Here is a 22,305-nt window from a genome sequence, read left to right as displayed (position 1 = left end):
CATGGACGCACAAACCGCAGCTCAACACTTGAGTAAAGTGCGGGATCAAAACCCGCTCGTTCACAGTATCACCAATAATGTCGTCACGAACTTCACCGCTAACGGACTGCTCGCGCTCGGCGCATCGCCCGTTATGGCTTATGCAATTGAGGAGGCAGCCGACATGGCGAAAATCGCAGGAGCGCTCGTCCTGAATATAGGCACCCTTAGTTCGGCGTCGGTTGAAGCTATGATCGCAGCCGGAAAATCGGCCAATGAAAACGGCGTTCCGGTCATTTTTGATCCGGTAGGCGCCGGCGCCACGCCGTTTCGGACGGCATCAGCCCGCAAGATCATACAGGAGGTCCGCTTGTCCGTCATTCGCGGAAATGCCGCGGAAATCGCCAATATTGCCGGCGCCCCTGATTGGAAGATAAAAGGCGTGGATGCGGGGGAAGCCGGAGGAGATGTGGTTCAGCTCGCTAAGACGGCTGCAAGCGGGCTGAAGACGGTCATTGCGATTACCGGAAAAACCGACGTCATCTCCGACGGCACCGGCACATACGCCGTACATAACGGTGATAAACTGCTGACGAAGGTGACGGGGGCGGGATGCCTGCTGACGTCTGTAATCGGAGCCTTCTGCGCAGCGGGGCAGGACGTTCTGCAAGCGGCCGTTTCAGCCGTTTCTGTATACGGAAGCGCTGCTCAGCTTGCCGCTTTGGACACCTCCCATAAGGGGCCGGGCAGCTTCCAGATTGAGCTTTTAAACAAGCTGGCAAGCATCTCAGAACAAGAAGCGGCCGAGCTTGCCGCAATTGAAAGGGTGACAGAAAAATGACGCGTATTTCTCGGGAAATGATGAAGGATATGTTATCGGTATATTTTATTATGGGATCAAACAATACAAGCGCAGACCCCGTTTCCGTGGTGGAAAAAGCCATTGAGGGCGGCGCTACGCTTTTTCAATTTCGGGAAAAGGGGAGCGGTTCTTTAACAGGGGAGGAACGTGTCCTGTTCGCGAAGCGGGTGCAGGATGTCTGCAGGCAGGCCGGGATTCCTTTCATCATTAATGATGATGTCGAATTGGCCTTGCGCCTTGAGGCGGACGGAGTGCATATCGGACAGGATGACGCAGACGCCGAAGAAACGAGAGCGGCAATCGGCGATATGATTCTCGGTGTGTCAGCACATAACGTCTCCGAGGTGAAGCGGGCGGAAGAAGCCGGAGCCGATTACGTCGGAATGGGCCCGGTCTATCCGACCGAAACAAAAAAAGATGCTGAAGCTGTGCAGGGCGTTACATTGATTGAAGAGGTGCGGCGTCAGGGCATCACCATTCCGATTGTAGGAATCGGCGGCATTACGGCTGACAACGCGGCGCCCGTCATTGAAGCGGGTGCAGACGGCGTCAGCATGATCAGCGCCATCAGCCAAGCCGAAGATCCAAAAGCGGCGGCGCGCAAGTTTTCAGAGGAAATTCAGCACTCCAAAGCAGGGCTGTCCCGATAGGGCGGCCCTTTTCTTGTGTGCGCAAAAAGGCAGTGACGGACCTTGGAGAATATAAGCCGTATGTCAAGAACAGGGCAATCAGCTTGCAATATCGACCGAAGCGTTTGACGGCTCTATCGCTTCTCTTAAAGTGACGCCTGAACCAATCACCACCGGCGCCGAAGGCTTAAAAGCCCTCTATAAAACAGTGAAAAGCGCGCAGTGAGAGATCATTTCGAGGTCACGGAAAAACTTAATGCGGAATTCAGCGAATTTGAAGTTTTGATGTCGAAATACAAAACGTGCGATCAATCGTATACGTCCTGTGATACATTAAGTACAGATCAAATCAGAGAGATAAGCACGAAGCTGACGGCCCTTTCTGAAACCATGTCGAAGATTGCCGATGTGCTTTAAAAGGAGTTAAGACACAGCATGAGTGATGAACATAACAAGGAAAAACAGATCCACAGACGGGATGTCCTGAAGTGGGGCGCCGTCGCGGGCGCCGCCGTTGCTGTCGGAGCGAGCGGCCTCGGAGGACTCGCGCCGCTCTTCAAACCGGCGGCCACCGCTTCAAAGAAGAATGATGAAAAAAGGGATCGTGATCAAATCGTTCCTTTTTACGGAAAGCACCAAGCAGGAATCACAACGGCGCATCAGACGTATGTGTATTTTGCGGCGCTTGATGTCATGTCAAGCGACAAAGCCGATGTCATCTCCCTTTTCAAACATTGGACAAGCCTGACGCAGCTGCTGACTTCAGGCGCCGTCCCGTCAGGCGAACAGAAAAATAAAGATATGCCTCCGCAGGATACCGGGGAGTCGCAGGATCTGGCACCGGCGAATTTGACCGTTACCTTCGGCTTCGGCCCCGGGTTTTTCGAGAAAGACGGGAAAGACCGCTTCGGACTGAAGGATAAAAAACCGAAGCACCTCGCCGATATTCCGCCGATGCCTAACGACAAGCTCGATAAGAAACAAGGCGGCGGTGATATCGTCATACAGGTCTGCGCGGATAATGAACAAACGGCGTTTCACGCGGTGCGAAACCTGATGAAACTGGCATCCGGCGTGTGCGAAGTCCGCTTCCTCAATAAAGGTTTCTTAAGCGGCGGGAAAAACGGAGAAACACCGCGCAACCTCTTCGGATTCAAAGACGGCACCGTCAACCAAAGCACGAAGGATGAAAACATGATGAATTCGATCGTTTGGGTTCAATCAGGGGAGCCGGACTGGATGACGGGCGGCACGTACATGGCGTTTAGGAAAATTAAGATGTTTTTAGATATATGGGACCGTTCATCCTTGAAGGAACAAGAGGACACGTTCGGGCGGGTGAAAAGCTCGGGCGCGCCTTTCGGACAAAAAAAGGAAACCGATCCCGTGAAGCTGAATCAAATTCCCGCCGACTCGCATGTCAGCGTGGCAAAATCAACCGGCAGACAGATTCTGCGCCGGGCATTTTCCTATACGGACGGAATTGATCCGAAGACGGGCTATGTTGACGCAGGCCTGCTGTTTATCTGCTTTCAAAAAGACCCGGACCGCCAATTTGTCCCGATGCTGAAGGCTTTGGCGGCAAAGGATGCGCTGAATGAATACACACAAACGATCGGCTCTTCCTTATTCGCCTGTCCCGGCGGCTGTAAAAAAGGAGAATATATCGCCCAAAGGCTGCTGGAATCGTGACACCTTCCATATGGAGGGTGTTTTTAAAAAAACACTTGTAACTATATGTGTTACATCTTAAAATGAATAGGAAAGGAGACTTACAATGACACTGCAGATTAAAGTATATTCTGATTATGTATGTCCGTTTTGCTTTGTCGGCAAAGCGGCGTTTGAAGAAGCAATCAAGGACAAGGACGTACAGGTGGAATGGATGCCGTTTGAATTGCGTCCGAGCCCCTCGCCGAAACTTGATCCGGTGAATGATCCCGCCAAGCGGCAGATGTGGAAAAACTCCATTGAGCCGATGGCGCAGTCGTTAGGCGTTGACATCACGTTCCCCCGCGTGTCACCGCATCCTTACACGGATTTGGCATTTGAAGGCTTTCATTTCGCAAAGGAACATGGGAAAGGAAGCGAATACCATACACGCGTTTTTCAGGCGTTCTTTCAGGAAGAACAAAATATCGGTGACGTTGGCGTGCTGACAAAGCTTGCGGAAGAAGCCGGACTTGACGGCGCTGCCTTCAAAGAGGCGCTTGAGACAAGAGCGTACAGACACGTACAGCAGGAAGCGCTCCGCCATGCTTATGAAGAAGCCGGCATTACGGCAGTGCCGACGTTTATCATCGGCGATGAGAGAATCCCTGGCGCGGCGGGAAAGGAAACCTTTGAACAAATCATTGAGCGGGAACTGAATAAACGTTAACCCGAAAAAAGCCCTCTCGATCAGCGAGAGGGCTTTGCCATATAGTGTTTGACAAATGTTTGTCTGTCCGCTTCATATGCCGCGGCGTCAAATGAGTCGCCGCAAAAATGAAGGCACCAAGGGTCTTTCTGGCAGGCGACGCCGACTTGATAGCCGTGTTTTTGAAATTCAAGCGACTGTGATGTGTCGTAAAAATGAAAGCCGCGAAACAAATCCTCCCGCCACTCCACGTCATATTGAGCCGCCATTAACAAGCCGTCAATGGCGTCAGCGGGCGTAAACAGGCCGTCTTCATCGCCGTGCTCAAAGTCCAGCGGGTGATAAGCATTCCCCCGGTATTCAATCACTTTTCCCATCCTATCTCCGCTTTCCCACCAAATGCCGTTCGGCGGCAGGGTTTTGCAGCCGGCGACACCGAGAAGGCCGAGCTCCTGATGAGATTGAAAGATATGAAGCATGTCATGAAGGAAATGCTGATGAATGATAAAGGTATCCTGATGCAGATAAATTTTATATTTGGAGGGGTGTCTCAGCGCTTTGTTGTAGGACGAGGACATGCTTGCTGAATCGTATATCGGCATGATATCAACGGAGTATGAAGGGGGGACGGTAAGCTGCATGATATGGCTCTTGCACCGGGAGTAGAGCGGCTCGTCATTCACACAGACGACAAACAGAAATGAATGTGAATCCATTACATGCTCCTCTCGGCCTCAATCACATATTGATACGCCGATGCTTCTGTCATAAAGTCATGCCTTATGCCAAGCTGTACGCATACTTCGTGCAATGCTGCGATGGCTTTGTGGTAAGAGGGGTGATCAACGCGGATCGCCTCAATGCGTTTCACCTCATAGCCGGCGGCTTTAAATAATGAAAGCGTCTCTTCACGGGTAAAAAAACGCAGGTGGGTCTGATCCATTAATCCGGCGTCACTGTAAGTCCATTTGCCGGCTAAAAGCTCCAGCACCACTGAGATGTGGCCGACATTCGGTATGCATGCAAGCACCGTGCCGTCTTTTTTTACATAAGGACGAAGCTTTTTCAGCACGGACCACGGATCGATAAGATGCTCAAGAACGTCTCCGAACAGCATGCAGTCGAATTGTTCTGATTCGTACGGAAGAATGGCGGATTCAATGTCGCCGCAAAGCACGTGGCTCAATTTGCTTTCCGCCTTTTTTGCGGCTTCGGGATACGCTTCAATGCCGTAAACCGTTATTCCGCGGTCTTCGATCGCCGCTCCTAAATTGCCTGTGCCGCAGCCGACATCAAGCACTGTCCGCCAGTTTTCGTTTATTTTGTTCAATAAATAAGGATTCAGGCCTTCGTAGTAGTTCTGTTGTTTTTCATCATAATAGGGATTCGTATCCATCTGTGTATCACCTCATAAATGGGCATATACACAAGATATGCAGCGGGGGGATCTCATATCACCATGTTTGGCTGTTCAATTGCGGAATGCGGACGGGAATGGTTGTCCGGTATACGGTTTGTTCTCTGATTCCCCTCTTATTGCGGCTGTTTCTTTGAAAACTCGGGTGCGGGCGGACTGTGGCAGGTCATATAGTAAAAGGATCCGCCTGTAATCTTACCGCTGGCGGATGGTGTTTTTCATTGGTGTTTTTTTCTTCACCGCTTTTTCAGTATTTAAGAAGCGCCTCACATCGTCAATGTGCAAACCCATGATTCTAGCCTCTTGAATTAACAATTGCCAATCTTGATCTATATCTTTCATTACATGAGTTTTCATAAGAACCTCCAATTGAAAAATTGATTTGCCCAGCTACAGCAGCCAATGTATAACAAATATCACACATAGTTGGCCGGTAATCCCAAATTGAAGATGAATTCACCTACCTATTCCCTAAGAAAATGACTGAAATAACCAAAATCCTTCAAGAATTCTTACGTATAATAATAAACAAATAAATACTGACTGGATAGTATGCAAATAAAAATAAATCATATGACCTATTAACATTTACCCTCAAAGCGTCGACTAGCATATTCTTTTTGCATAAAAAATACCGCAAAAGAATGATTCGGTGTAAGATAAAGTGAATGATCAAACAGCTGGGGTAAAAAATGAAAAAAAACAAATTTCAAATTAAGAGAGAAGAAACATTTGAAAGTTTTATTGACGCAGGCCTTCATCTCCTGATTGAAAGAGCTTACGATTCAGTCTCAATCGATGACATCAGTAAAGCGGCGGGTTTCAGCAAAGGCGCGTTTTACGTTCATTTTGAAAGCAAGGAAGATTTTCTGAAGCATTTATTAGACAGGCGTCAGATTAAAAAAAGGATCATCACCGGCTATCTCGACGAATTAGAAAAGCAAACAGCGCGGCCGTTGACGCTTTGTGAAGCTGCGGCAAGCGCGGCCAGCCTGTTGATGCGGTTTGTAAACAGCAAGCCTGCCTGGAATGTTGTGTCTTTTGCCGTTCATATGCCTACTTACAAAGTCGTCAGTGAATATGAAGCTTATATCCGTCTTTATAAGTTATGGATAGAAGAAAGCACCATGTACATAAATTGGCTCAAATCGAGAAATTTAATAGAAGACCATATAGATACCGAGCATACCGCTAAAATGATGTGCGCGCTCATCGACGGGATGATTAAGCAATCCAATGTGCTGGGAAGGCCGGTTACTTTCCGCAGCATGTTTGACGCGCTCTATGTTTTTGTCAGCGGCAGAAAATCAGGGTAACGTTCTTCTTGATTTGACAAAAGGTTTAGAAAAGTCTTTCAGAAAGCGAGGAACTGCCATGCGTTACAGAGAAATTATGATGTATATCATTATGGGGATATTCACGACCATCGTGAATATCGTCAGTTTTTACATTCTGACGTCGGCATTTGAGATGGATTACAAGGCGGCGACTGTCGCTGCTTGGGTTCTGTCCGTTCTATTTGCATATGTCACGAATAAACTGTATGTATTTCAGCAAAAGACCGCGGGGATGCGGAGTCTGATGAAAGAATTGACGGCCTTTTTCAGCGTGCGGGTATTGTCTCTCGCCATCGATCTCGCCATGATGATTCTTCTGGTCAGTCAATTTTATATGAACGAAACGTTGGCGAAAATCGCCGATAACGTCATTATCGTAGTCGTCAACTATGCGGCCAGCAAGTGGATTGTCTTCAGAAAAGCAAAAGAAGAGGGCGTGTCATAACGGTTTCTTTCCGCGCCCCGGGGGAAAGTGTAATGGTGAAAGGGGATGCGTATGAAGCACAAAATAAAGAAAGCGTTTGCTGATGTATTCGGGGAATCGGAGGACCTGCGCATTTTCTTTGCGCCCGGCAGAGTGAATCTCATCGGAGAGCATACGGATTATAACGGGGGCCACGTCTTTCCGTGCGCGCTGACGATCGGTACATATGCAGCTGTCCGGGAGAGAGGGGACAGGCTCGTCAGAATGTACTCTCATCATTTTAAGGAAGCGGGCATAAAGGAATGCAGTCTCGATGATATCCGCTATCAAAAAGAGGACGGGTGCCAACTATCCGAAAGGGGTCATGGCGGAATGTCTCGGCAGCGGTTTTTCCCTTCCGCACGGCTTCGATATTGTGTTCTGGGGAAACATCCCGAACGGCGCGGGGCTGTCATCTTCGGCTTCCATTGAACTTGTCACGGCGGTCATTCTCAAGGAATGCTATGAGCTTGAGGCGGATATGCTCGACTTGGTGAAGCTCGCTCAGACGGCGGAAAATTCCTTTATCGGCGTCAGCTGCGGAATAATGGATCAATTCGCCATCGGAATGGGAAAGAAACATCATGCGATTCTGCTGAATTGCGGGACGCTCAGCTTTGAATATACAAAACTCGGGCTGTCGGGACTGTCGATCGTTATTGCAAATACCAATAAAAAACGAACGCTTGCAGACTCAGGCTATAATACGAGGCTCAAGGAGTGCGGGGAGGCGCTTTGTGATCTTCAGAAGCATATTTCCGTTCAATCACTGGGAGAGCTGGCCCCTTCCGCTTTTGACGCCCATGCGGAGCTGATTCAGAATGAAGTGAACAGACGCCGGGCGAAACACGCCGTCTATGAAAATCACCGCACAATAGAGGCCGCCGACATGTTCAGTAACAATCAGCTTCATCATATCGGTGAATTAATGAGGGATTCGCATCTCTCTTTACGCGATGACTACGAAGTGACGAGTCATGAGCTGGATACACTGGCTGAAGCGGCCTGGCGCCACGGCGGGGTGATCGGATCAAGGATGACGGGAGCCGGTTTCGGCGGCTGTACGGTCAGTATCGTCAAGGACGATGCGGTTTCGGATTTTATTGAAACGGCAGGGGCCCGCTATGAGGAGAAGACAGGGAGAAAAGCTGACTTTTACACGGCGGATGTCGGAGCCGGAGCGAGAGAACTAAAGGGGGATGACGATGGCAATTGAGCGGCACGTGGAACGTTTAATCCAGTACGGATTGCAAAAAGAGCTGATTTCCTATCTTGATATTGAATATACAAGAAACCGTTTATATGAAGCTTTGCATATCACCCATCCGGAGGTTTCAGAACAGAAAGAAAATGAATCGGCGGCAGAAACGGGCCGGATTGCAGCCGATACAGACACCTATCGCGACCTGCTGAGCGCGAAGATCATGGGCTGCTTTGCCCCGCAGCCGTCCGAGATTGTCCGTCGTTTTGAAGAAACAAAGGCGGTGCACGGGCCGGAGCAGGCGACAAAGGCGTTTTACCGATTTTCAGAGGATATGTATTATATCCGTTCGGACAGAATACAGCGGAATGTCGGGTGGACGGCTGAGACGGCTTACGGAAAGCTGGACATCACGATCAATCTTTCAAAACCGGAAAAAGATCCGAAAGCAATTGCCGCTGCCAAAGAGCAGCCTCAATCCGATTATCCGAGATGTGTTCTTTGTAAAGAAAATGTCGGGTACGAGGGGAGACCGGATCACCCGGCGCGTCAAAACCTTCGTGTCATTCCGGTAATTCTTGGCGATGAGCAGTGGTTTCTGCAATTTTCTCCGTATGTGTATTACCGGGAGCATTGCATCGTTTTGAAAGACCGGCACGAACCGATGAAGATCAGCAAAAAAACGTTTGACCGGCTGCTGTCGTTCGTCAGCCAGTATCCTCATTATTTTCTCGGTTCCAATGCTGACTTGCCGATTGTCGGCGGCAGTATTTTAAGCCACGACCATTTTCAGGGGGGCAATTATGAATTCCCGATGGCGCGGGCGGAGACAGAAAGCCGGTACAGGCTGCCTGACTATCCGAAAACGATGTTGGGAATTGTGAAGTGGCCGATGTCGGTCATCCGCCTGCAAAGCGGGAGCGCGTCTGAGCTTTCCGGCGCGGCGGATGCCATCCTGCGGGCGTGGCGCGGTTATTCCGATGAGGCGGCTGATCTCCTCGCCTTTTCAGGAGAAACACCGCACAATACAATTACGCCGATTGCCCGGCGGAGAAACGGTTTATTCGAATTAGATCTCGTCCTCAGAAATAACCGCACCTCTGATGAGCATCCGCTGGGAATTTTTCATCCCCATCAGGAAGTTCATCACCTGAAAAAAGAAAATATCGGACTGATTGAGGTAATGGGGCTTGCGATTCTGCCGGGCCGCCTTGAACAAGAAATGAAATACACGGCTGAAGCGCTGTGCTCACCGGACCCGGAAGCGGCCTTAACGGCAGACCCTTCTGCAGCAAAGCATAAAGATTGGGCGCTCAGTGTGCTGCATAAGCGGAAGATAACGAAAGAAAACGCGGAACAGATTCTGAAAGAGGAAATCGGCCATGCCTTTGCGCGGATACTGGAGCATGCCGGCGTCTTTAAACAGACAGAAGAAGGCAGAGCGGCTTTCCGGCGGTTTATCCGCCATTTGGGCGCTCTACCGGAAAAAAGCCCCATCCCATAAGGGACGAGGCTTTTTTTTATCCTCTGCTTCTGGCGATCAGGCTGAATAAGAATACCACGATCGCAGCTCCGATGATTGCCGGAATGATGGCAAAGCCGGCAAGGTGAGGACCCCATGTGCCGAGCAGTCCGTGCCCGATCCATGCGCCGATCAGACCGGCGATCATTGACCCGATGATTCCCCCGGGCATACTGCCTTTTACAAATAAACTTCCGATCCAGCCGATAATAATAGCGACAATCAGAGATACGATAAAACCCATAAATATCACTTCCTATTTTTTATTATTTATGCCTATATGTTTCCTTCGTTTTGTCCATATTAAACATATGAATTCGTTTTTTATAATGAACATATCAAGGCGCGTTCCGGTCTTTTTTTTCACAATGCGTTGCGTTAAAATGGAAACCGTGTGAAAAGGTGTGAGCAAAGGAAAAAATATTTCTTTTGTAGAATGTTTAACAAAATGAATTTTTTTGTTGACCAGCGTTTTTTATTATGGTAAACCTTTATTTGGTATTATTCGTTCTCACTATCTTTTTTCTCTATATATGCTAAATGATCTAAAACTTTTTATGTTTGATTTGCGCAAGTGGAAAAAGTTCATGCATTTTTTGACGATTTTGTGACATTAGGTCGAAAAAAAGATGAACTTTAGAAAAAAATAAAGCTAATAAGGGCAGATTTTGATAGCATAACAAGGTAGATAGAGAAAAGATTTTGAGAAAGTACATTTCAGATTCACTACATCAATAGGAAGGATGGTGATCTTCTTGTTCAGAGCATTTAAACCGTTACTTTTATTAGCGATGTTGGCTGTTGTTTTCGTACTGGGCGGATGCAGCGACATTTCCGTTTTAGATCCGAAAGGACCTGTTGCAGACCAGCAGAAAGATCTGATTCTCTTGTCAATCGGATTTATGCTGTTCATTGTCGGCGTCGTATTCGTACTATTTACAATCATTTTAGTAAAATACCGCGACCGCAAAGGCAAAGACAGCGGAAATTACAAGCCCGAGATGCACGGCAACACGTTCTTAGAAGTAGTCTGGACAGTGATCCCAATTTTAATTGTTATTGCACTTTCTGTGCCTACCGTACAGACGATATATTCGTTAGAAAAAGCGCCTGAAGCGACAAAGGATAAAGAGCCTCTTGTTGTTTATGCTACTTCGGTAGACTGGAAATGGGTATTCAGCTACCCAGAGCAGGATATTGAGACGGTTAACTACCTGAACATTCCTGTAGACCGTCCGGTTTTATTTAAAATTTCTTCAGCCGATTCAATGGCATCGCTATGGATTCCTCAGCTTGGGGGACAAAAATACGCGATGGCGGGAATGCTGATGGATCAATACTTACAGGCTGACAAAGTGGGAACATATGAAGGCCGCAACGCGAACTTCACCGGCGAACACTTTGCCGACCAGAAATTCAACGTAAAAGCTGTTACGCAAAAAGACTTTAACAGCTGGGTGAAAAAAGCCCAAAGCGATTCTCCAAAGCTGACGAAAGAGAAGTATGACGAACTGATGCTTCCGGAGAATGTCGGAAAATTAACGTTCTCTTCTACACACTTAAAATACGTTGACCACGGCCAAGATGCCGAATATGCGATGGAGGCGCGCAAACGCCTTGGCTACAAAGCCGTATCACCGCACTCTAAAACAGATCCGTGGGAAAATGTAAAGAAAAACGAATTTAAAGTATCCGACGATAAACAAGATTGAAATTGAACAAGAAAGGAGGAAGCCCGAATGAAATTGAGATGGGATGAATTTTTTGTAACAGGTGACCCATTAATTCTGGGCGCACAAGTTTCCATTGCGCTTTCCACTATCGCTATCATCGTTGTACTCACATACTTCAAAAAGTGGAAGTGGCTCTGGTCTGAATGGCTGACGTCTGTAGACCATAAGAAACTTGGAATCATGTACATTATCTCTGCTGTTATCATGCTGTTCCGCGGCGGGGTCGACGGCTTGATGATGCGCGCCCAGTTAGCGCTTCCTAATAACAGTTTTTTAGACTCAAACCACTATAATGAGATCTTTACGACTCACGGTACGATCATGATTATCTTCATGGCGATGCCGTTTTTAATCGGTCTGATCAACGTTGTCGTACCTTTGCAGATCGGTGCGCGCGACGTAGCATTCCCTTACTTGAACAACCTGAGTTTCTGGACGTTCTTCGTAGGTGCGATGCTTTTCAATATTTCTTTCGTTATCGGAGGTTCTCCGAACGCAGGCTGGACGAGTTACATGCCGCTGGCAAGCAACGACATGAGTCCCGGGCCTGGTGAGAACTTCTACCTGCTCGGTCTTCAGATTGCCGGTATCGGTACGCTGATGACGGGTATCAACTTTATGGTGACGATCCTGAAAATGCGTACGAAAGGCATGACGCTGATGCGTATGCCGATGTTCACATGGACGACGCTGATTACAATGGTTATTATCGTATTCGCCTTCCCTGTTTTGACAGTGGCATTGGCGCTGTTATCATTTGACCGTTTGTTCGGCGCTCACTTTTTCACGCTGGAAGCCGGCGGTATGCCGATGCTTTGGGCTAACTTGTTCTGGATTTGGGGACACCCTGAAGTATATATCGTTATCTTACCGGCATTCGGTATTTTCTCTGAAATTATTTCAGCGTTTGCAAGAAAGCAGTTATTCGGTTACAAAGCGATGGTCGGCTCAATTATCGCCATTTCCGTCCTGAGTTTCCTTGTATGGACTCACCACTTCTTCACAATGGGGAACAGTGCGTCTGTTAACTCTTTCTTCTCGATTACAACGATGGCGATTTCGGTTCCGACCGGGGTTAAAATCTTTAACTGGCTCTTTACGATGTATAAAGGCCGAATCAGTTTTACAACACCGATGCTGTGGGCGCTTGCGTTCATCCCGAACTTCGTTATCGGCGGGGTAACAGGGGTTATGCTTGCGATGGCTGCAGCGGATTATCAATACCATAATACGTACTTCCTCGTATCTCACTTCCACTATGTGCTGATCGCGGGTACGGTATTTGCATGTTTCGCAGGATTTATTTTCTGGTATCCGAAAATGTTCGGCCACAAGCTGAACGAAAGAATCGGAAAATGGTTCTTCTGGATCTTTATGATCGGATTTAATGTATGTTTCTTCCCTCAATACTTCTTGGGGCTGCAAGGTATGCCTCGCCGTATTTACACTTACGGACCGAATGACGGATGGACTGCATTGAACTTTATTTCAACTGTCGGAGCCTTCATGATGGGTGTCGGATTCTTAATCCTTTGCTACAACATCTACTACAGCTTCCGCTACTCTACTCGCGAGATCAGCGGAGATTCATGGGGCGTGGGACGTACGCTTGAGTGGGCGACTTCATCTGCGATTCCGCCGCATTACAACTTTGCGGTGCTTCCTGAAGTGAAATCTCAAGATGCGTACCTGCAATTGAAAGAAGACAAAACGGATATTCATCCGGAAAGCAAGTTCAAGAAAATCCATATGCCGCACAACTCCGGAAGACCGCTTATTATGTCAGTGGCGTTCGGTATTGCAGGCTTCGGACTTGTATTTGAATGGTTCTGGATGGGCATTGTCGGCTTGATCGGCATTCTGCTTTGCATGGTGCTTCGTTCATTTGAATATGACAATGGCTACTATATACCTGTTGAAGAAATAAAAGAGACGGAAAGAAAGATTTCCGAATAAAGGAGGCGTGATTTATGGAACATGCAGAACACGGCAATTCTAACGCGCCTATGGAATATCAATCTGAAACCGGCAGACTCAATATTCTCGGGTTTTGGATCTTTTTAGGGGCAGAGATTGTGTTGTTCTCAACACTATTTGCAACCTTCTTCGTTCTTCAAAGAAGAACAGCAGGAGGAGTCTTACCGGCTGAATTATTTGAAGTGAAGCTTGTCATGATCATGACATTCCTGCTTCTGATCAGCAGTTTCACCTGCGGGATCGCTGTTCATGAAATGCGTCGCGGAAGTTTAAAAGGCGTCGTCATTTGGACGATCATTACGCTTCTTCTCGGCGCGGGCTTTGTCGGATGTGAGCTTAACGAGTTCATCCACTATGTACATGAAGGAGCATCTCTCGGTACAAGTGCTTTCTGGTCTGGATTCTTCGTCCTTCTGGGAACGCACGGAACGCACGTAACGATCGGTATCTTCTGGATTGCCGGCATCTTACTGCAATTGAAGAAACGCGGATTAACGCCGCAGACGTCTTCAAAAATCTTTATCTCAAGTTTATACTGGCACTTCTTAGACGTTGTTTGGATCTTCATCTTTACAGGCGTCTATCTCATCGGATTGGGGGGACTATAATATGGCAAACAAATCTGCTGAACACAGCCACTTTCCGTGGAAGCATATCGTAGGTTTTGCGTTGTCTATTATTCTGACCCTGCTGGCCCTTTGGGTTGCGGTATATACGGAATTAAGCCCATCAGCAAAACTCTGGATCATTTTCGGATTCGCATTTATCCAAGCCGGTCTTCAGCTTCTCATGTTCATGCACATGACAGAAAGTGAAAACGGCGGAATTCAAGTCGGAAACACGCTCTTCGGATTTTTCGGGGCGATTGTTATCATCCTTGGTTCCATCTGGATCTTTGCGGCGCACTACCATCACGGTGACCATATGGATGGAAACCCTCCTGGCGGTGCGAAGCAACATTCCGAACATCAGGAATAAAAAGAAACCCTCTTCGTTTATGCGAAGAGGGTTTTTTTGTGCCTTTATTGGCTTCTTCTCCGGCGCAGGCGCGGAAGGCCGTAAATGATAAAGGCGGCGATATGGGCAACGATGACGTTGGCGGCAAACAGGATGATCATGAGTGTGTGGCCGAGAGGGGATAGGCTGCTGGTTGCGTAAAAGTAGAAGAAAACCCACATGAGAATAATTGGCGGTATGGCCGAAAGAGCGACTTTTTTGTTATCCAGCCAGATAAAGAGGGGTGTTGCGCTTGCGACCAGTAAATAAGCAAAAAACATGTCCATCTTACGTGTCTCCTTTCATTTTATGGGAGCGTTTCCAAAATGAAATACAGAGAATAAAATGTGTCTGTTTTGTGGTCGTTTTTTGAACATTTTGTTACAATTATTATACCATGTTTTCCAATTTTTGATACCGCTTTTTCGAGAAATGTATTGCAACTATTGCCTCATTTTTGGATAGGTACAAGAAACCGGAAAGGCCAAATACCCTGTCACATTTCCGGACAATGGAATGGCGCAGGCTGTGAACCTTTGCTATGGTCAAAGAAACATGCACAGCAAGGGTGGTTTGAAGTGGACGTAAGGAAAGAAGATGTCACAGCGCCGGATGTCATTGCGCTTTTGCAGGATCATCTGAAGAGCATGACCATGTATTCTCCTCCGGAAAGTATACATGCGCTCAATGCGGACCGGCTGCGTCAGCCTGACGTTACGTTTTGGAGTGCGAGGGAAAACGGCATCCTGCTCGGCTGCGGTGCCTTAAAGGAGCTAAACAGCCGGCACGGTGAGATCAAATCAATGAAAACCTCTCCGCATCATGTCAGAAAAGGCGCAGCCAACCGGATCCTCCGCCATATGCTTGAAGAAGCAAGGCGGCGGGGCTATCAGCGGATCAGCTTAGAAACCGGTTCTATGGAGGCTTTTCTCCCCGCCAGACGCCTGTATGAAAAAGCCGGGTTTCAATATTGTGATTCGTTTGCACATTATAAAGAGGACCCGAACAGCTTGTTTATGTTTAAGAAGATATATAGGGAAATGTTATAATGAAAAAACCAACCAGAATTAAAACTGGTTGGTTTTTATTAGGTCATGTAAATGATAAGCGTCTTAGTTTCCATCTTGTTTATTTTTGGCTCTCATTCCAGTTATAATAATGAAGAATACGGAATAAAGAAATATTGCTAGTAAAAATCTGCAAGCAAGATAAAAAATTAAATTGCCATGAAAGATAGGAAGCAATAAATCATCTAATATATTATACATAATTATAAAAGATATGCAGAGACAGCTAAATAGCACAGTAACGTGAACTAAGACCTTTCTTACTAACATATATTAGTTTCCAGAGATAGATCCACTAACATGGATTTGTGGTGATTTTGCTTTACTACGATTGTTAAACTCTAGTTTGTATGTTCCACTACTTAAACCTGAAAAAGAGAATTTTTGACCAGAAGTATTTCCAGTGATAATCTTACTTTTAGTGTTACTAAAACCTAACCATCCTTTTTTTTGCAGCCAAATTTCAACACTACGATTACCTACTTTAGATTGCGTATGATTAACTGAAACCTTACTTTTAGCTGAAACTGATTTGCCCATTGTAACAGAAGTTCCAAAATCACCGCTGTAAGAAGCGCTTCCTTTTGCTAGTGCTACTGTACCGATTGATAACATAAGTACCACAGACATTAAAACTAAGTACTTTTTCATATAAAAACCTCCTTTAATATTTGAACAGTTGTTATTATAAGAAAAATGGATTTATTAGTCAATATATATAGAAAAAAAAGTTTGAATAAACAAAATTTGAAAGGATTGTATATAACTTCAAAAGATTGATCTAGTTATTGTGAAACCAAACATTCTTTTTATTCGTCATATGGTTGTCTAAAAAACAAATGTCATCTAAGATAATTAAGAAAGAATTTATGAGGCGGGATAATATGGGTAGGCACAAAAATAAACAGAGTCCCTTTTACCAAGGAGATTTAATATTTATATATATTAGTTTTTTTGTCATCAGTGTTGTAAATGTATTTGCTTCTCAACAATTTCAACAATATAATGAACCTTTTGCTTTGAAACAAGCTGTCTTCTATTTTATTGGACTTTTAATTATAATTGGTTTGTTATACTTTGATATAGAACAATTAGAAAAGTTGAGTTTGTATTTTTTTATTTTCGGGATCCTGTCACTTATTATATTGAAAATAAGTCCAGAGCAAATAGGTGGTCATGACTTTGCCCCTTACAAAAATGGAGCAAAAAGTTGGTTTGTTTTACCGGGAATTGGAACACTGCAACCCTCTGAATTTATGAAAATCGGATTAATTATGATGCTTGCTTCTGTTATATCAAAAGCTGACCCTAAACAAACTAGATCGACTAGAGACGATGTTAATCTTCTGTTAAAAATAGCGGGTGTCTCTGCGATTCCAGTGGGTCTTATTCTTTTACAAGATGCAGGTACAGCAGGGATATGTATGTTTATTGTTTTTGTTATGGTATTCATGTCTGGGGTAAATTGGAAGTTACTTCTTCTAATTGGAGGAACAGGCGCAGTCCTCATATCCCTAGTTTTATTATTAATGATTAACTTTCCAGATCAAGCGAAATCGCTTGGTATACAGGAATATCAAATTAAGAGGGTTACTTCATGGATATCTGACTCAAGTCAAACTCAGACAAATAGTGACGATGCTTGGCAGGTTACACAAGGTATTATGGCTATTGGTTCAGGTGGGATTGTAGGTAATGGTATTTCAAATCTTAAAGTATACGTCCCTGAAAGTAGCACTGATTTTATATTTTCAGTAATTGGAGAATCTTTTGGCTTTATAGGATGTGCATTTGTAGTTATAATGTTTTTCTTCTTAATTTACAGGTTGGTAGTATTAATTGAACGACTGTATTCATTTAATAGATTTGGTTCATTTTTTTGTGTAGGTTTTACTGCTCTTATTGTTATCCATGCATTTCAAAATATTGGAATGAACATTGGGATAATGCCTGTTACAGGAATACCGTTATTATTTATTAGTTATGGAGGAAGCTCTGTGCTATCCACTCTAATTGGCTTCGGGATCGTATATAACGCAAGTGTGCAGCTGACGAAATATAAAAGCTACTTGTTCAATTCTTAATATGAGACGGCTCGTTTTTCGGGCTGTCTTTTTTTGTTTAGAGCATTTCGCTTTTGACATGATTCCCTTTCGGATATGATATATAAAGAAGGAGGCTTTTATATGAACAATACCATCGAAACTATACTTAATCATCGATCGATCCGATCATTTACTGACGAGCTTCTGACAGCAGAAGAGATAGATACATTAGTGAAAAGCGCCCAGGCGGCGTCAACGTCCAGTTACGTGCAGGCTTACTCCATCATCGGTGTAACCGATAAAGAGAAAAAGCGGAAGCTGGCGGCACTGGCCGGAAACCAGCCTTACGTCGAAAATAACGGGCACTTGTTTGTGTTCTGCGCTGATTTGTACCGCCATAAAAAACTTGCTGAGGAAAAAGGCGAAAACATTACCGAGCTTCTTGAGAATACGGAAATGTTTATGGTCAGCGTCATTGATGCCGCACTTGCCGCACAAAACGTAAGTGTTGCCGCGGAATCAATGGGACTTGGCATTTGTTATATCGGAGGCATTCGAAATGAACTTGATCAGGTGACAGAAGTGCTTGGTACACCTGACCATGTGCTGCCGCTGTTCGGCTTGGTAGTCGGTCATCCCGCTCATCCGTCCGGTCAAAAGCCGCGCCTGCCGAAACAAGCCGTATATCATGAAAACACGTACGATACGAATGAAGAACACTTCCGCAGTTATATGAAGGAATATGATGAAACCATTTCCGCTTATTATGATAAACGGACAAACGGCAAGCGGGTTGAAACGTGGTCTGATCAAATCCTGCAGTTCATGAAACAAAAACCGAGAACCTATTTAAATCAATATGTAAAAGATAAAGGTTTTCAAAAGAATTAAGAAAAAACCTCTCCTGACCGGGAGAGGTTTTTATGTTTCACGTGTAACATATTTCGACAAAATGGAACAAGGTATATAAATGTTTATCATCAGGGATGCTTATAAGCATACAGAAAGAAAAAACGGCTTAGCAGTGGTACGATGTTGATGAGGTGACAGTGATGATTTCATTAAGCATATTAGATCAATCTCCTGTATCAGAAGGGAGTTCCGCGGAAAGCGCGCTGCAGAATACAGTAAGACTGGCGCAGGAGGCGGAAAAGCTCGGATATAAGAGGTTTTGGGTGTCAGAGCATCATTTTTCAGAGCGGTTGGCGGGTTCAAGCCCTGAAGTGCTGATCAGCCATATTGCGGCGAAAACGAATGAGATTCGTGTAGGCTCGGGCGGTGTCATGCTTCCGCATTACAGCGCATATAAGGTGGCGGAGAATTTCCGCGTGCTTGAAGGGTTGACGCCGGGCAGAATCGATCTCGGATTAGGGAGAGCACCGGGCGGAATGCCGATCGCATCATGGGCGCTGAATGACGGCGGGAAGCGTAACGCTGATCAATATCCGCAGCAGCTTCGTGAGCTGGCGATGTATTTGCATGATGCAGCCGACGACAATCACCGTTTTCCGAATCTGACCGCATCACCCCTTATTAAGACGGCGCCGGAAGTCTGGCTTCTCGGTTCTTCGGGGGAAAGCGCGCTTCTGAGCGCAGAAATGGGAGCAGGCTATATGTTTGCTCACTTTATTAATGGAGAAGGCGGAGAAAGCACGACAGCACAATATAAGCGCAGATTTAAACCTTCCGCATTAGGAAAAGAACCAAAAACGGCCGTGGCGGTGTTTGTGCTGTGCGCGGACACGGAGGAGAAAGCGGAGGAACTCGCGGCCGTCATGGATTATACGCTGCTTGCGGGTGAACAGGGGATTCCGCTTCACGGCGTACCGTCTTACGAAACCGTCCTCGGAAATACGTATACACCGTATGAACAAAGACGAATTGCCGATAATCGGAATCGAATGATCATCGGAACGAAGCCGCAGGTGAAAGAACAGATTCTGGCTCTCAGTAAAGCATACGGAACGGAAGAAGTAATGGCTGTGACCATTACTCATCACTTTGAAGATAAACTTCAGTCATACCGGCTGCTTCGTGAAGCTTTTGCCGAATGATCAGAAAGAAACCCTGCTGATGCTCCAGCAGGGTTGTTCGGTTATTCAATGATAAAAGGTTTTTCAGTCAGCACCTGGCTTGATTTCCCTTTGTTCGCGGCATAGGCCAGCATATAATATTCTCCTGCCGGCAGTGCGGTGTCACCATTGACTTTGCCGTTCCAGTCGAAATATTGATAGCCTTTATCCTGCTTTTTGTAGATGCCGGCTTGGCCGACAAAGTCAAGATTGCTGTCATATACAAGGAAGGCGAGCTCTTCGGCTCCCGCCGGAAGATAGGTTTCAATTTGGTAGGTTCCCTGCGTTGTGCCGTCCTGCACGTCGATTGACGTCACGCGCGGATAGTCCGGCTCTTTTACAATCAGCAGCGTCGGCACTTTTGCGACTGTTTTTCCGCCTTCACGCACTGTGACGGTTCCCTCATAGGTGCCTGCCTTTACTTTTTTGGCATTGACCTTTACTTTCGCATTGACCTTTCCGGTTTGATGAGCGGGGATCACGACCCGGTCTGTGCCCGAAACGGTAATGCCCGTGCCGTTGAAAGAGTACTCGAGCTGATATGATTTTCTGATGGACGATTGATTTTCAATCGTAAAGGTTTCTTTTTTCGTTTCATTGCCTTTGTCTTTCATAAACGTTCTGTAAGAATAACTTCCCGGGGCGACAAGGGAGTCTGCTTTGATCGCCTTCATGATTCTGATGCTTCCGGCGCCTTGCGCATTATGCGGGTATACGTCACCGTCCGCGTCCGTTAAGGTTTCCGCCGTGTTCATGAGAGCGGCTTTTATTTGTTCCGGGCTCCATTTCGGTTTGGCCTGCTTGATAACGGCAGCTGCGCCGGCTACATGCGGGGAAGCCATGCTCGTTCCCTGCTTCGATCCGTAGCCGTACGGGTCGGCCGGATCATGGGTCGGAATGGTGCTGACGATGTTTACGCCGGGAGCGGAGACGTCAGGTTTAATCATCCACGTGTCCATAACCGGGCCGCGTGACGAAAAGTCTGCCATTTGTTCAGTGAGCGATTTAGCCACGGATAAATTGAAAGTCGCTTTTGTGCCGCCCGCTTTTAATTGGCTGACGAGTTTTTCGCCGTCTTCTGATGAAAGCTTAATCGTCGGCACGGACATGCCCGGTACGTTGGCTTCAATTTCTCCCGGGGCATTGTTATACACAACCATACCGATCGCGCCCGCTTTTTTGGCGTTGTCTGCTTTATCCACAAAGGCGATGCTGCCCCGTTTGACGACCGCTACTTTTCCTTTCAGATCTTTGCCTTCAAAATCCTTTTGCTCGCCGATACCCGCCTCTATGAGCTCTGTTTCTTTTTTATTCAGTGCTTTTATGTCATCTTCTTTGTTGTAGCCCATTACTTTCGCTGAGGAATAGGAACCGAAGGAGACGGCGTACTCGTTCAGCGGCCGCTGGGTCGCTCCGACGGAGATGGCTTCTCTGGACGTTCCCGGAGAGCCGACGGTCCAATTGTTCGGCCCGCTGTTTCCGTTTGATGTAACGGCCGTGATGCCTTCTGACATCGCCCAGTCAAGCGCCGTGCTTGTCGCCCAGTCTGGGTTATTCACAGAATTACCGAGAGAAAGGTTCATGACATCTGCTCCGTCCTGTACGGCGCGTTCGATGCCGGCGATGACGTTCTCCGTTGTTCCGCTTCCGCCCGGACCGAGCACACGATAGGCAAGGAGTGTAGCATCCGGCGCGACGCCTTTAATCGTTCCGTTTGCCGCTACCGTGCCCGCGACATGGGTTCCGTGGTCAGTCGACGCGCCTCTCGGATCACCGGACGGCGTTTCTTCAGGATCGTAGTCGTTATCCACAAAATCGTATCCTTTATATTGTCCGAAATTTTTCTTTAAGTCAGGGTGTTTATATTCGACACCGGTGTCAATAATGGCAACCTTGACCCCTTTACCCGTATAGCCGAGCTTCCACGCGTCATTTGCCCCTATATAAGGCGCGCTGTCATCCATCTGCGGAGACACGGCATCCTTAGATAGGGTGATGTCTTTATCTTTGAGCTGATCGGTATGATAGGTGACATTCGGATAAACCGCTTTGACATCCTGATCACTCAGCAGTTTGGGGATTTCATTTGCCGGGAGTTTCATGGAGAAGCCGGAAAACACTTGCTCATATTCCCTGTTAATTTTTCCGTGTTTAATGGTTTTGAGCGCTTTCTTTTTCACTTTTGCGCGTTCGCTTTTCAGCTTGCTTTTTGTCTGTGCTTTGCCGAGTTCCTTTGCTTCCGCCAGTGACTTTTCCTTCAGCTCCACAATGACTGTCGTTTGTTTGCCGGTGGTCATATCAATGTCACCGAACACCTCAGCCTTCTCAAGATCAGGAGTTTGCGGTTTTGAAGCCGGCGCAGCCTGTGAACTTGTGGATAAGGTAAAGGATAAGACAAAAGCCGGAAGCAGATAACGGATGATTCCTTTTTTCAATCGTGTTTCCCCCTTTTTCTTTATCTAAATTAGAAATCTAGTATATATTTCTTGAAAATTCAAAATAATCCTTGTGACATATGACTCATTTATGGAAATTGGTCTGTGAATAAGGAGGGAGTTATACACAGAATCCTGTGTATAACTGAATAAATTTGTGTATATATATTGTTGGGAACTAGTGTTCCTATACAAAATATAGATCGAGTTT

22 protein-coding genes and 2 pseudogenes are annotated in these 22,305 nt (G+C 46.4%); 17 read left to right on the top strand and 7 right to left on the bottom strand.

The annotated features are described in order from the left end of the window. The first annotated feature begins 1 nt into the window (after position 1). The 5 genes and pseudogenes from thiM (at position 2) to NYE50_RS20460 (ending at position 3,850) form a co-directional block, all read left to right on the top strand. Entirely contained in the window at positions 2 to 820 is an 819-nt protein-coding gene (gene thiM, locus NYE50_RS20480; protein ID WP_021494736.1) for a hydroxyethylthiazole kinase, read from the top strand. Then, positions 817 to 1,491 carry a thiamine phosphate synthase gene (gene thiE / locus NYE50_RS20475; RefSeq protein WP_159353580.1) on the top strand — a complete coding sequence of 225 codons (675 nt, stop codon included), beginning with the start codon at positions 817 to 819 and terminating at the stop codon, positions 1,489 to 1,491. Before thiM ends, thiE begins: the two co-directional genes overlap by 4 nt. 76 nt (positions 1,492 to 1,567) lie before the next feature. Continuing rightward, positions 1,568 to 1,887 (top strand): annotated as a pseudogene (locus tag NYE50_RS20470) (Efem/EfeO family lipoprotein); the annotation flags it as partial. Positions 1,888 to 1,905: 18 nt separating this feature from the next. Beyond that, positions 1,906 to 3,162, top strand: coding sequence for an iron uptake transporter deferrochelatase/peroxidase subunit (gene efeB, locus NYE50_RS20465; protein ID WP_159353579.1), 1,257 nt, complete (start codon positions 1,906 to 1,908; stop codon positions 3,160 to 3,162). Positions 3,163 to 3,247: 85 nt separating this feature from the next. Then, a complete protein-coding gene (locus tag NYE50_RS20460; protein WP_014419194.1) occupies positions 3,248 to 3,850 on the top strand; it encodes a DsbA family oxidoreductase in 603 nt (200 codons plus the stop codon). Positions 3,851 to 3,870: 20 nt separating this feature from the next. Here the strand turns inward: NYE50_RS20460 and NYE50_RS20455 are convergent, their stop codons facing one another. The 3 genes from NYE50_RS20455 to NYE50_RS20445 all read right to left on the bottom strand — a co-directional run bounded on the left by NYE50_RS20455 (position 3,871) and on the right by NYE50_RS20445 (position 5,603). Then, positions 3,871 to 4,545 (bottom strand): glycosyltransferase family protein, encoded by a 675-nt coding sequence (locus NYE50_RS20455; protein WP_159353578.1) that lies wholly within the window; start codon positions 4,543 to 4,545, stop codon positions 3,871 to 3,873. Then, complete coding sequence (locus NYE50_RS20450) at positions 4,545 to 5,225, bottom strand: class I SAM-dependent methyltransferase (RefSeq protein ID WP_159353577.1); 681 nt, start codon at positions 5,223 to 5,225, stop codon at positions 4,545 to 4,547. The genes NYE50_RS20455 and NYE50_RS20450 overlap by 1 nt, the downstream gene beginning before the upstream one ends. A gap of 216 nt (positions 5,226 to 5,441) precedes the next feature. Then, a complete protein-coding gene (locus NYE50_RS20445) occupies positions 5,442 to 5,603 on the bottom strand; it encodes an anti-repressor SinI family protein (RefSeq protein WP_003150917.1) in 162 nt (53 codons plus the stop codon). 335 nt (positions 5,604 to 5,938) lie between these two features. Here NYE50_RS20445 and NYE50_RS20440 point away from each other — a divergent pair, with 335 nt between their 5' ends. The 4 genes and pseudogenes from NYE50_RS20440 to galT all read left to right on the top strand — a co-directional run bounded on the left by NYE50_RS20440 (position 5,939) and on the right by galT (position 9,751). Next, a complete protein-coding gene (locus NYE50_RS20440) occupies positions 5,939 to 6,562 on the top strand; it encodes a TetR/AcrR family transcriptional regulator (RefSeq protein ID WP_014419191.1) in 624 nt (207 codons plus the stop codon). 79 nt (positions 6,563 to 6,641) lie between these two features. Next, positions 6,642 to 7,028, top strand: a complete 387-nt coding sequence (locus tag NYE50_RS20435) for a GtrA family protein (RefSeq protein WP_032863872.1) — start codon at positions 6,642 to 6,644, stop codon at positions 7,026 to 7,028. A 51-nt stretch (positions 7,029 to 7,079) separates the two neighbouring features. Further along, positions 7,080 to 8,262: pseudogene (locus NYE50_RS20430) on the top strand (galactokinase). Further along, positions 8,252 to 9,751, top strand: a complete 1,500-nt coding sequence (galT, locus tag NYE50_RS20425) for a UDP-glucose--hexose-1-phosphate uridylyltransferase (RefSeq protein ID WP_159353576.1) — start codon at positions 8,252 to 8,254, stop codon at positions 9,749 to 9,751. Before NYE50_RS20430 ends, galT begins: the two are co-directional and overlap by 11 nt. Before the next feature lie 16 nt (positions 9,752 to 9,767). On the opposite strand, the gene NYE50_RS20420 is transcribed toward galT, so the two are convergent. Next, complete coding sequence (locus tag NYE50_RS20420; RefSeq protein WP_003150926.1) at positions 9,768 to 10,013, bottom strand: GlsB/YeaQ/YmgE family stress response membrane protein; 246 nt, start codon at positions 10,011 to 10,013, stop codon at positions 9,768 to 9,770. A gap of 502 nt (positions 10,014 to 10,515) precedes the next feature. On the opposite strand from NYE50_RS20420, the gene qoxA reads away from it, so the two are divergent. Genes qoxA through qoxD form a run of 4 tightly spaced genes read left to right on the top strand, consistent with a single transcriptional unit; the run spans position 10,516 to position 14,457 of the window. Next, positions 10,516 to 11,481, top strand: coding sequence for a cytochrome aa3 quinol oxidase subunit II (gene qoxA / locus NYE50_RS20415; RefSeq protein WP_012118744.1), 966 nt, complete (start codon positions 10,516 to 10,518; stop codon positions 11,479 to 11,481). Between the two features lie 27 nt (positions 11,482 to 11,508). Continuing rightward, entirely contained in the window at positions 11,509 to 13,458 is a 1,950-nt protein-coding gene (gene qoxB, locus NYE50_RS20410; RefSeq protein WP_014419186.1) for a cytochrome aa3 quinol oxidase subunit I, read from the top strand. A gap of 14 nt (positions 13,459 to 13,472) precedes the next feature. Continuing rightward, positions 13,473 to 14,087: a cytochrome aa3 quinol oxidase subunit III gene (qoxC, locus tag NYE50_RS20405; RefSeq protein ID WP_003150930.1), complete on the top strand. Its 615-nt coding sequence runs from the start codon at positions 13,473 to 13,475 to the stop codon at positions 14,085 to 14,087. A 1-nt stretch (position 14,088) separates the two neighbouring features. Further along, positions 14,089 to 14,457 carry a cytochrome aa3 quinol oxidase subunit IV gene (gene qoxD, locus NYE50_RS20400; protein ID WP_014419185.1) on the top strand — a complete coding sequence of 123 codons (369 nt, stop codon included), beginning with the start codon at positions 14,089 to 14,091 and terminating at the stop codon, positions 14,455 to 14,457. 44 nt (positions 14,458 to 14,501) lie between these two features. Here qoxD and ywcE read toward each other — a convergent pair whose 3' ends face one another. Then, on the bottom strand, positions 14,502 to 14,762 hold the full coding sequence (gene ywcE / locus NYE50_RS20395) for a spore morphogenesis/germination protein YwcE (RefSeq protein ID WP_007614574.1): 261 nt from the start codon (positions 14,760 to 14,762) through the stop codon (positions 14,502 to 14,504). A gap of 291 nt (positions 14,763 to 15,053) precedes the next feature. Between ywcE and NYE50_RS20390 the strand changes: the two genes are divergently transcribed. After that, a complete protein-coding gene (locus NYE50_RS20390) occupies positions 15,054 to 15,524 on the top strand; it encodes a GNAT family N-acetyltransferase (RefSeq protein ID WP_159353575.1) in 471 nt (156 codons plus the stop codon). A gap of 291 nt (positions 15,525 to 15,815) precedes the next feature. On the opposite strand, the gene NYE50_RS20385 is transcribed toward NYE50_RS20390, so the two are convergent. After that, positions 15,816 to 16,193, bottom strand: a complete 378-nt coding sequence (locus tag NYE50_RS20385) for a hypothetical protein (RefSeq protein ID WP_039253392.1) — start codon at positions 16,191 to 16,193, stop codon at positions 15,816 to 15,818. A 233-nt stretch (positions 16,194 to 16,426) separates the two neighbouring features. Between NYE50_RS20385 and NYE50_RS20380 the strand changes: the two genes are divergently transcribed. The 3 genes from NYE50_RS20380 to NYE50_RS20370 all read left to right on the top strand — a co-directional run bounded on the left by NYE50_RS20380 (position 16,427) and on the right by NYE50_RS20370 (position 19,641). Then, positions 16,427 to 17,626 carry an FtsW/RodA/SpoVE family cell cycle protein gene (locus NYE50_RS20380; protein WP_138093248.1) on the top strand — a complete coding sequence of 400 codons (1,200 nt, stop codon included), beginning with the start codon at positions 16,427 to 16,429 and terminating at the stop codon, positions 17,624 to 17,626. 102 nt (positions 17,627 to 17,728) lie between these two features. Next, the gene (nfsA, locus tag NYE50_RS20375) at positions 17,729 to 18,478 is read left to right on the top strand and encodes an oxygen-insensitive NADPH nitroreductase (RefSeq protein WP_007407708.1); all 750 of its coding nucleotides are present in this window, start codon (positions 17,729 to 17,731) and stop codon (positions 18,476 to 18,478) included. Between the two features lie 161 nt (positions 18,479 to 18,639). After that, the gene (locus tag NYE50_RS20370) at positions 18,640 to 19,641 is read left to right on the top strand and encodes an LLM class flavin-dependent oxidoreductase (RefSeq protein ID WP_172869733.1); all 1,002 of its coding nucleotides are present in this window, start codon (positions 18,640 to 18,642) and stop codon (positions 19,639 to 19,641) included. 41 nt (positions 19,642 to 19,682) lie between these two features. On the opposite strand, the gene NYE50_RS20365 is transcribed toward NYE50_RS20370, so the two are convergent. Beyond that, complete coding sequence (locus tag NYE50_RS20365; protein WP_172869735.1) at positions 19,683 to 22,094, bottom strand: S8 family peptidase; 2,412 nt, start codon at positions 22,092 to 22,094, stop codon at positions 19,683 to 19,685. Positions 22,095 to 22,305 lie beyond the last annotated feature (211 nt).

Source organism: Bacillus sp. EU55 (assembly GCF_038005925.1).
Lineage (GTDB): Bacteria > Bacillota > Bacilli > Bacillales > Bacillaceae > Bacillus > Bacillus velezensis.
This window is presented reverse-complemented; position numbering and strand designations above follow the sequence as displayed.

Bases quoted from the DNA above. Each gene is read 5' to 3' on its own strand.
- thiE (WP_159353580.1), top strand. From the start codon at position 817: ATGACGCGTATTTCTCGGGAAATGATGAAGGATATGTTATCGGTATAT.
- efeB (WP_159353579.1), top strand. From the start codon at position 1,906: ATGAGTGATGAACATAACAAGGAAAAACAGATCCACAGACGGGATGTC.
- galT (WP_159353576.1), top strand. From the start codon at position 8,252: ATGGCAATTGAGCGGCACGTGGAACGTTTAATCCAGTACGGATTGCAA.
- NYE50_RS20370 (WP_172869733.1), top strand. From the start codon at position 18,640: ATGATTTCATTAAGCATATTAGATCAATCTCCTGTATCAGAAGGGAGT.
- NYE50_RS20435 (WP_032863872.1), top strand. From the start codon at position 6,642: ATGTATATCATTATGGGGATATTCACGACCATCGTGAATATCGTCAGT.
- qoxD (WP_014419185.1), top strand. From the start codon at position 14,089: ATGGCAAACAAATCTGCTGAACACAGCCACTTTCCGTGGAAGCATATC.
- NYE50_RS20385 (WP_039253392.1), bottom strand. From the start codon at position 16,193: ATGAAAAAGTACTTAGTTTTAATGTCTGTGGTACTTATGTTATCAATC.
- NYE50_RS20420 (WP_003150926.1), bottom strand. From the start codon at position 10,013: ATGGGTTTTATCGTATCTCTGATTGTCGCTATTATTATCGGCTGGATC.
- nfsA (WP_007407708.1), top strand. From the start codon at position 17,729: ATGAACAATACCATCGAAACTATACTTAATCATCGATCGATCCGATCA.
- NYE50_RS20455 (WP_159353578.1), bottom strand. From the start codon at position 4,545: ATGGATTCACATTCATTTCTGTTTGTCGTCTGTGTGAATGACGAGCCG.
- NYE50_RS20460 (WP_014419194.1), top strand. From the start codon at position 3,248: ATGACACTGCAGATTAAAGTATATTCTGATTATGTATGTCCGTTTTGC.
- NYE50_RS20445 (WP_003150917.1), bottom strand. From the start codon at position 5,603: ATGAAAACTCATGTAATGAAAGATATAGATCAAGATTGGCAATTGTTA.
- NYE50_RS20450 (WP_159353577.1), bottom strand. From the start codon at position 5,225: ATGGATACGAATCCCTATTATGATGAAAAACAACAGAACTACTACGAA.
- thiM (WP_021494736.1), top strand. From the start codon at position 2: ATGGACGCACAAACCGCAGCTCAACACTTGAGTAAAGTGCGGGATCAA.
- qoxB (WP_014419186.1), top strand. From the start codon at position 11,509: ATGAAATTGAGATGGGATGAATTTTTTGTAACAGGTGACCCATTAATT.
- ywcE (WP_007614574.1), bottom strand. From the start codon at position 14,762: ATGGACATGTTTTTTGCTTATTTACTGGTCGCAAGCGCAACACCCCTC.
- NYE50_RS20440 (WP_014419191.1), top strand. From the start codon at position 5,939: ATGAAAAAAAACAAATTTCAAATTAAGAGAGAAGAAACATTTGAAAGT.
- NYE50_RS20380 (WP_138093248.1), top strand. From the start codon at position 16,427: ATGGGTAGGCACAAAAATAAACAGAGTCCCTTTTACCAAGGAGATTTA.
- qoxC (WP_003150930.1), top strand. From the start codon at position 13,473: ATGGAACATGCAGAACACGGCAATTCTAACGCGCCTATGGAATATCAA.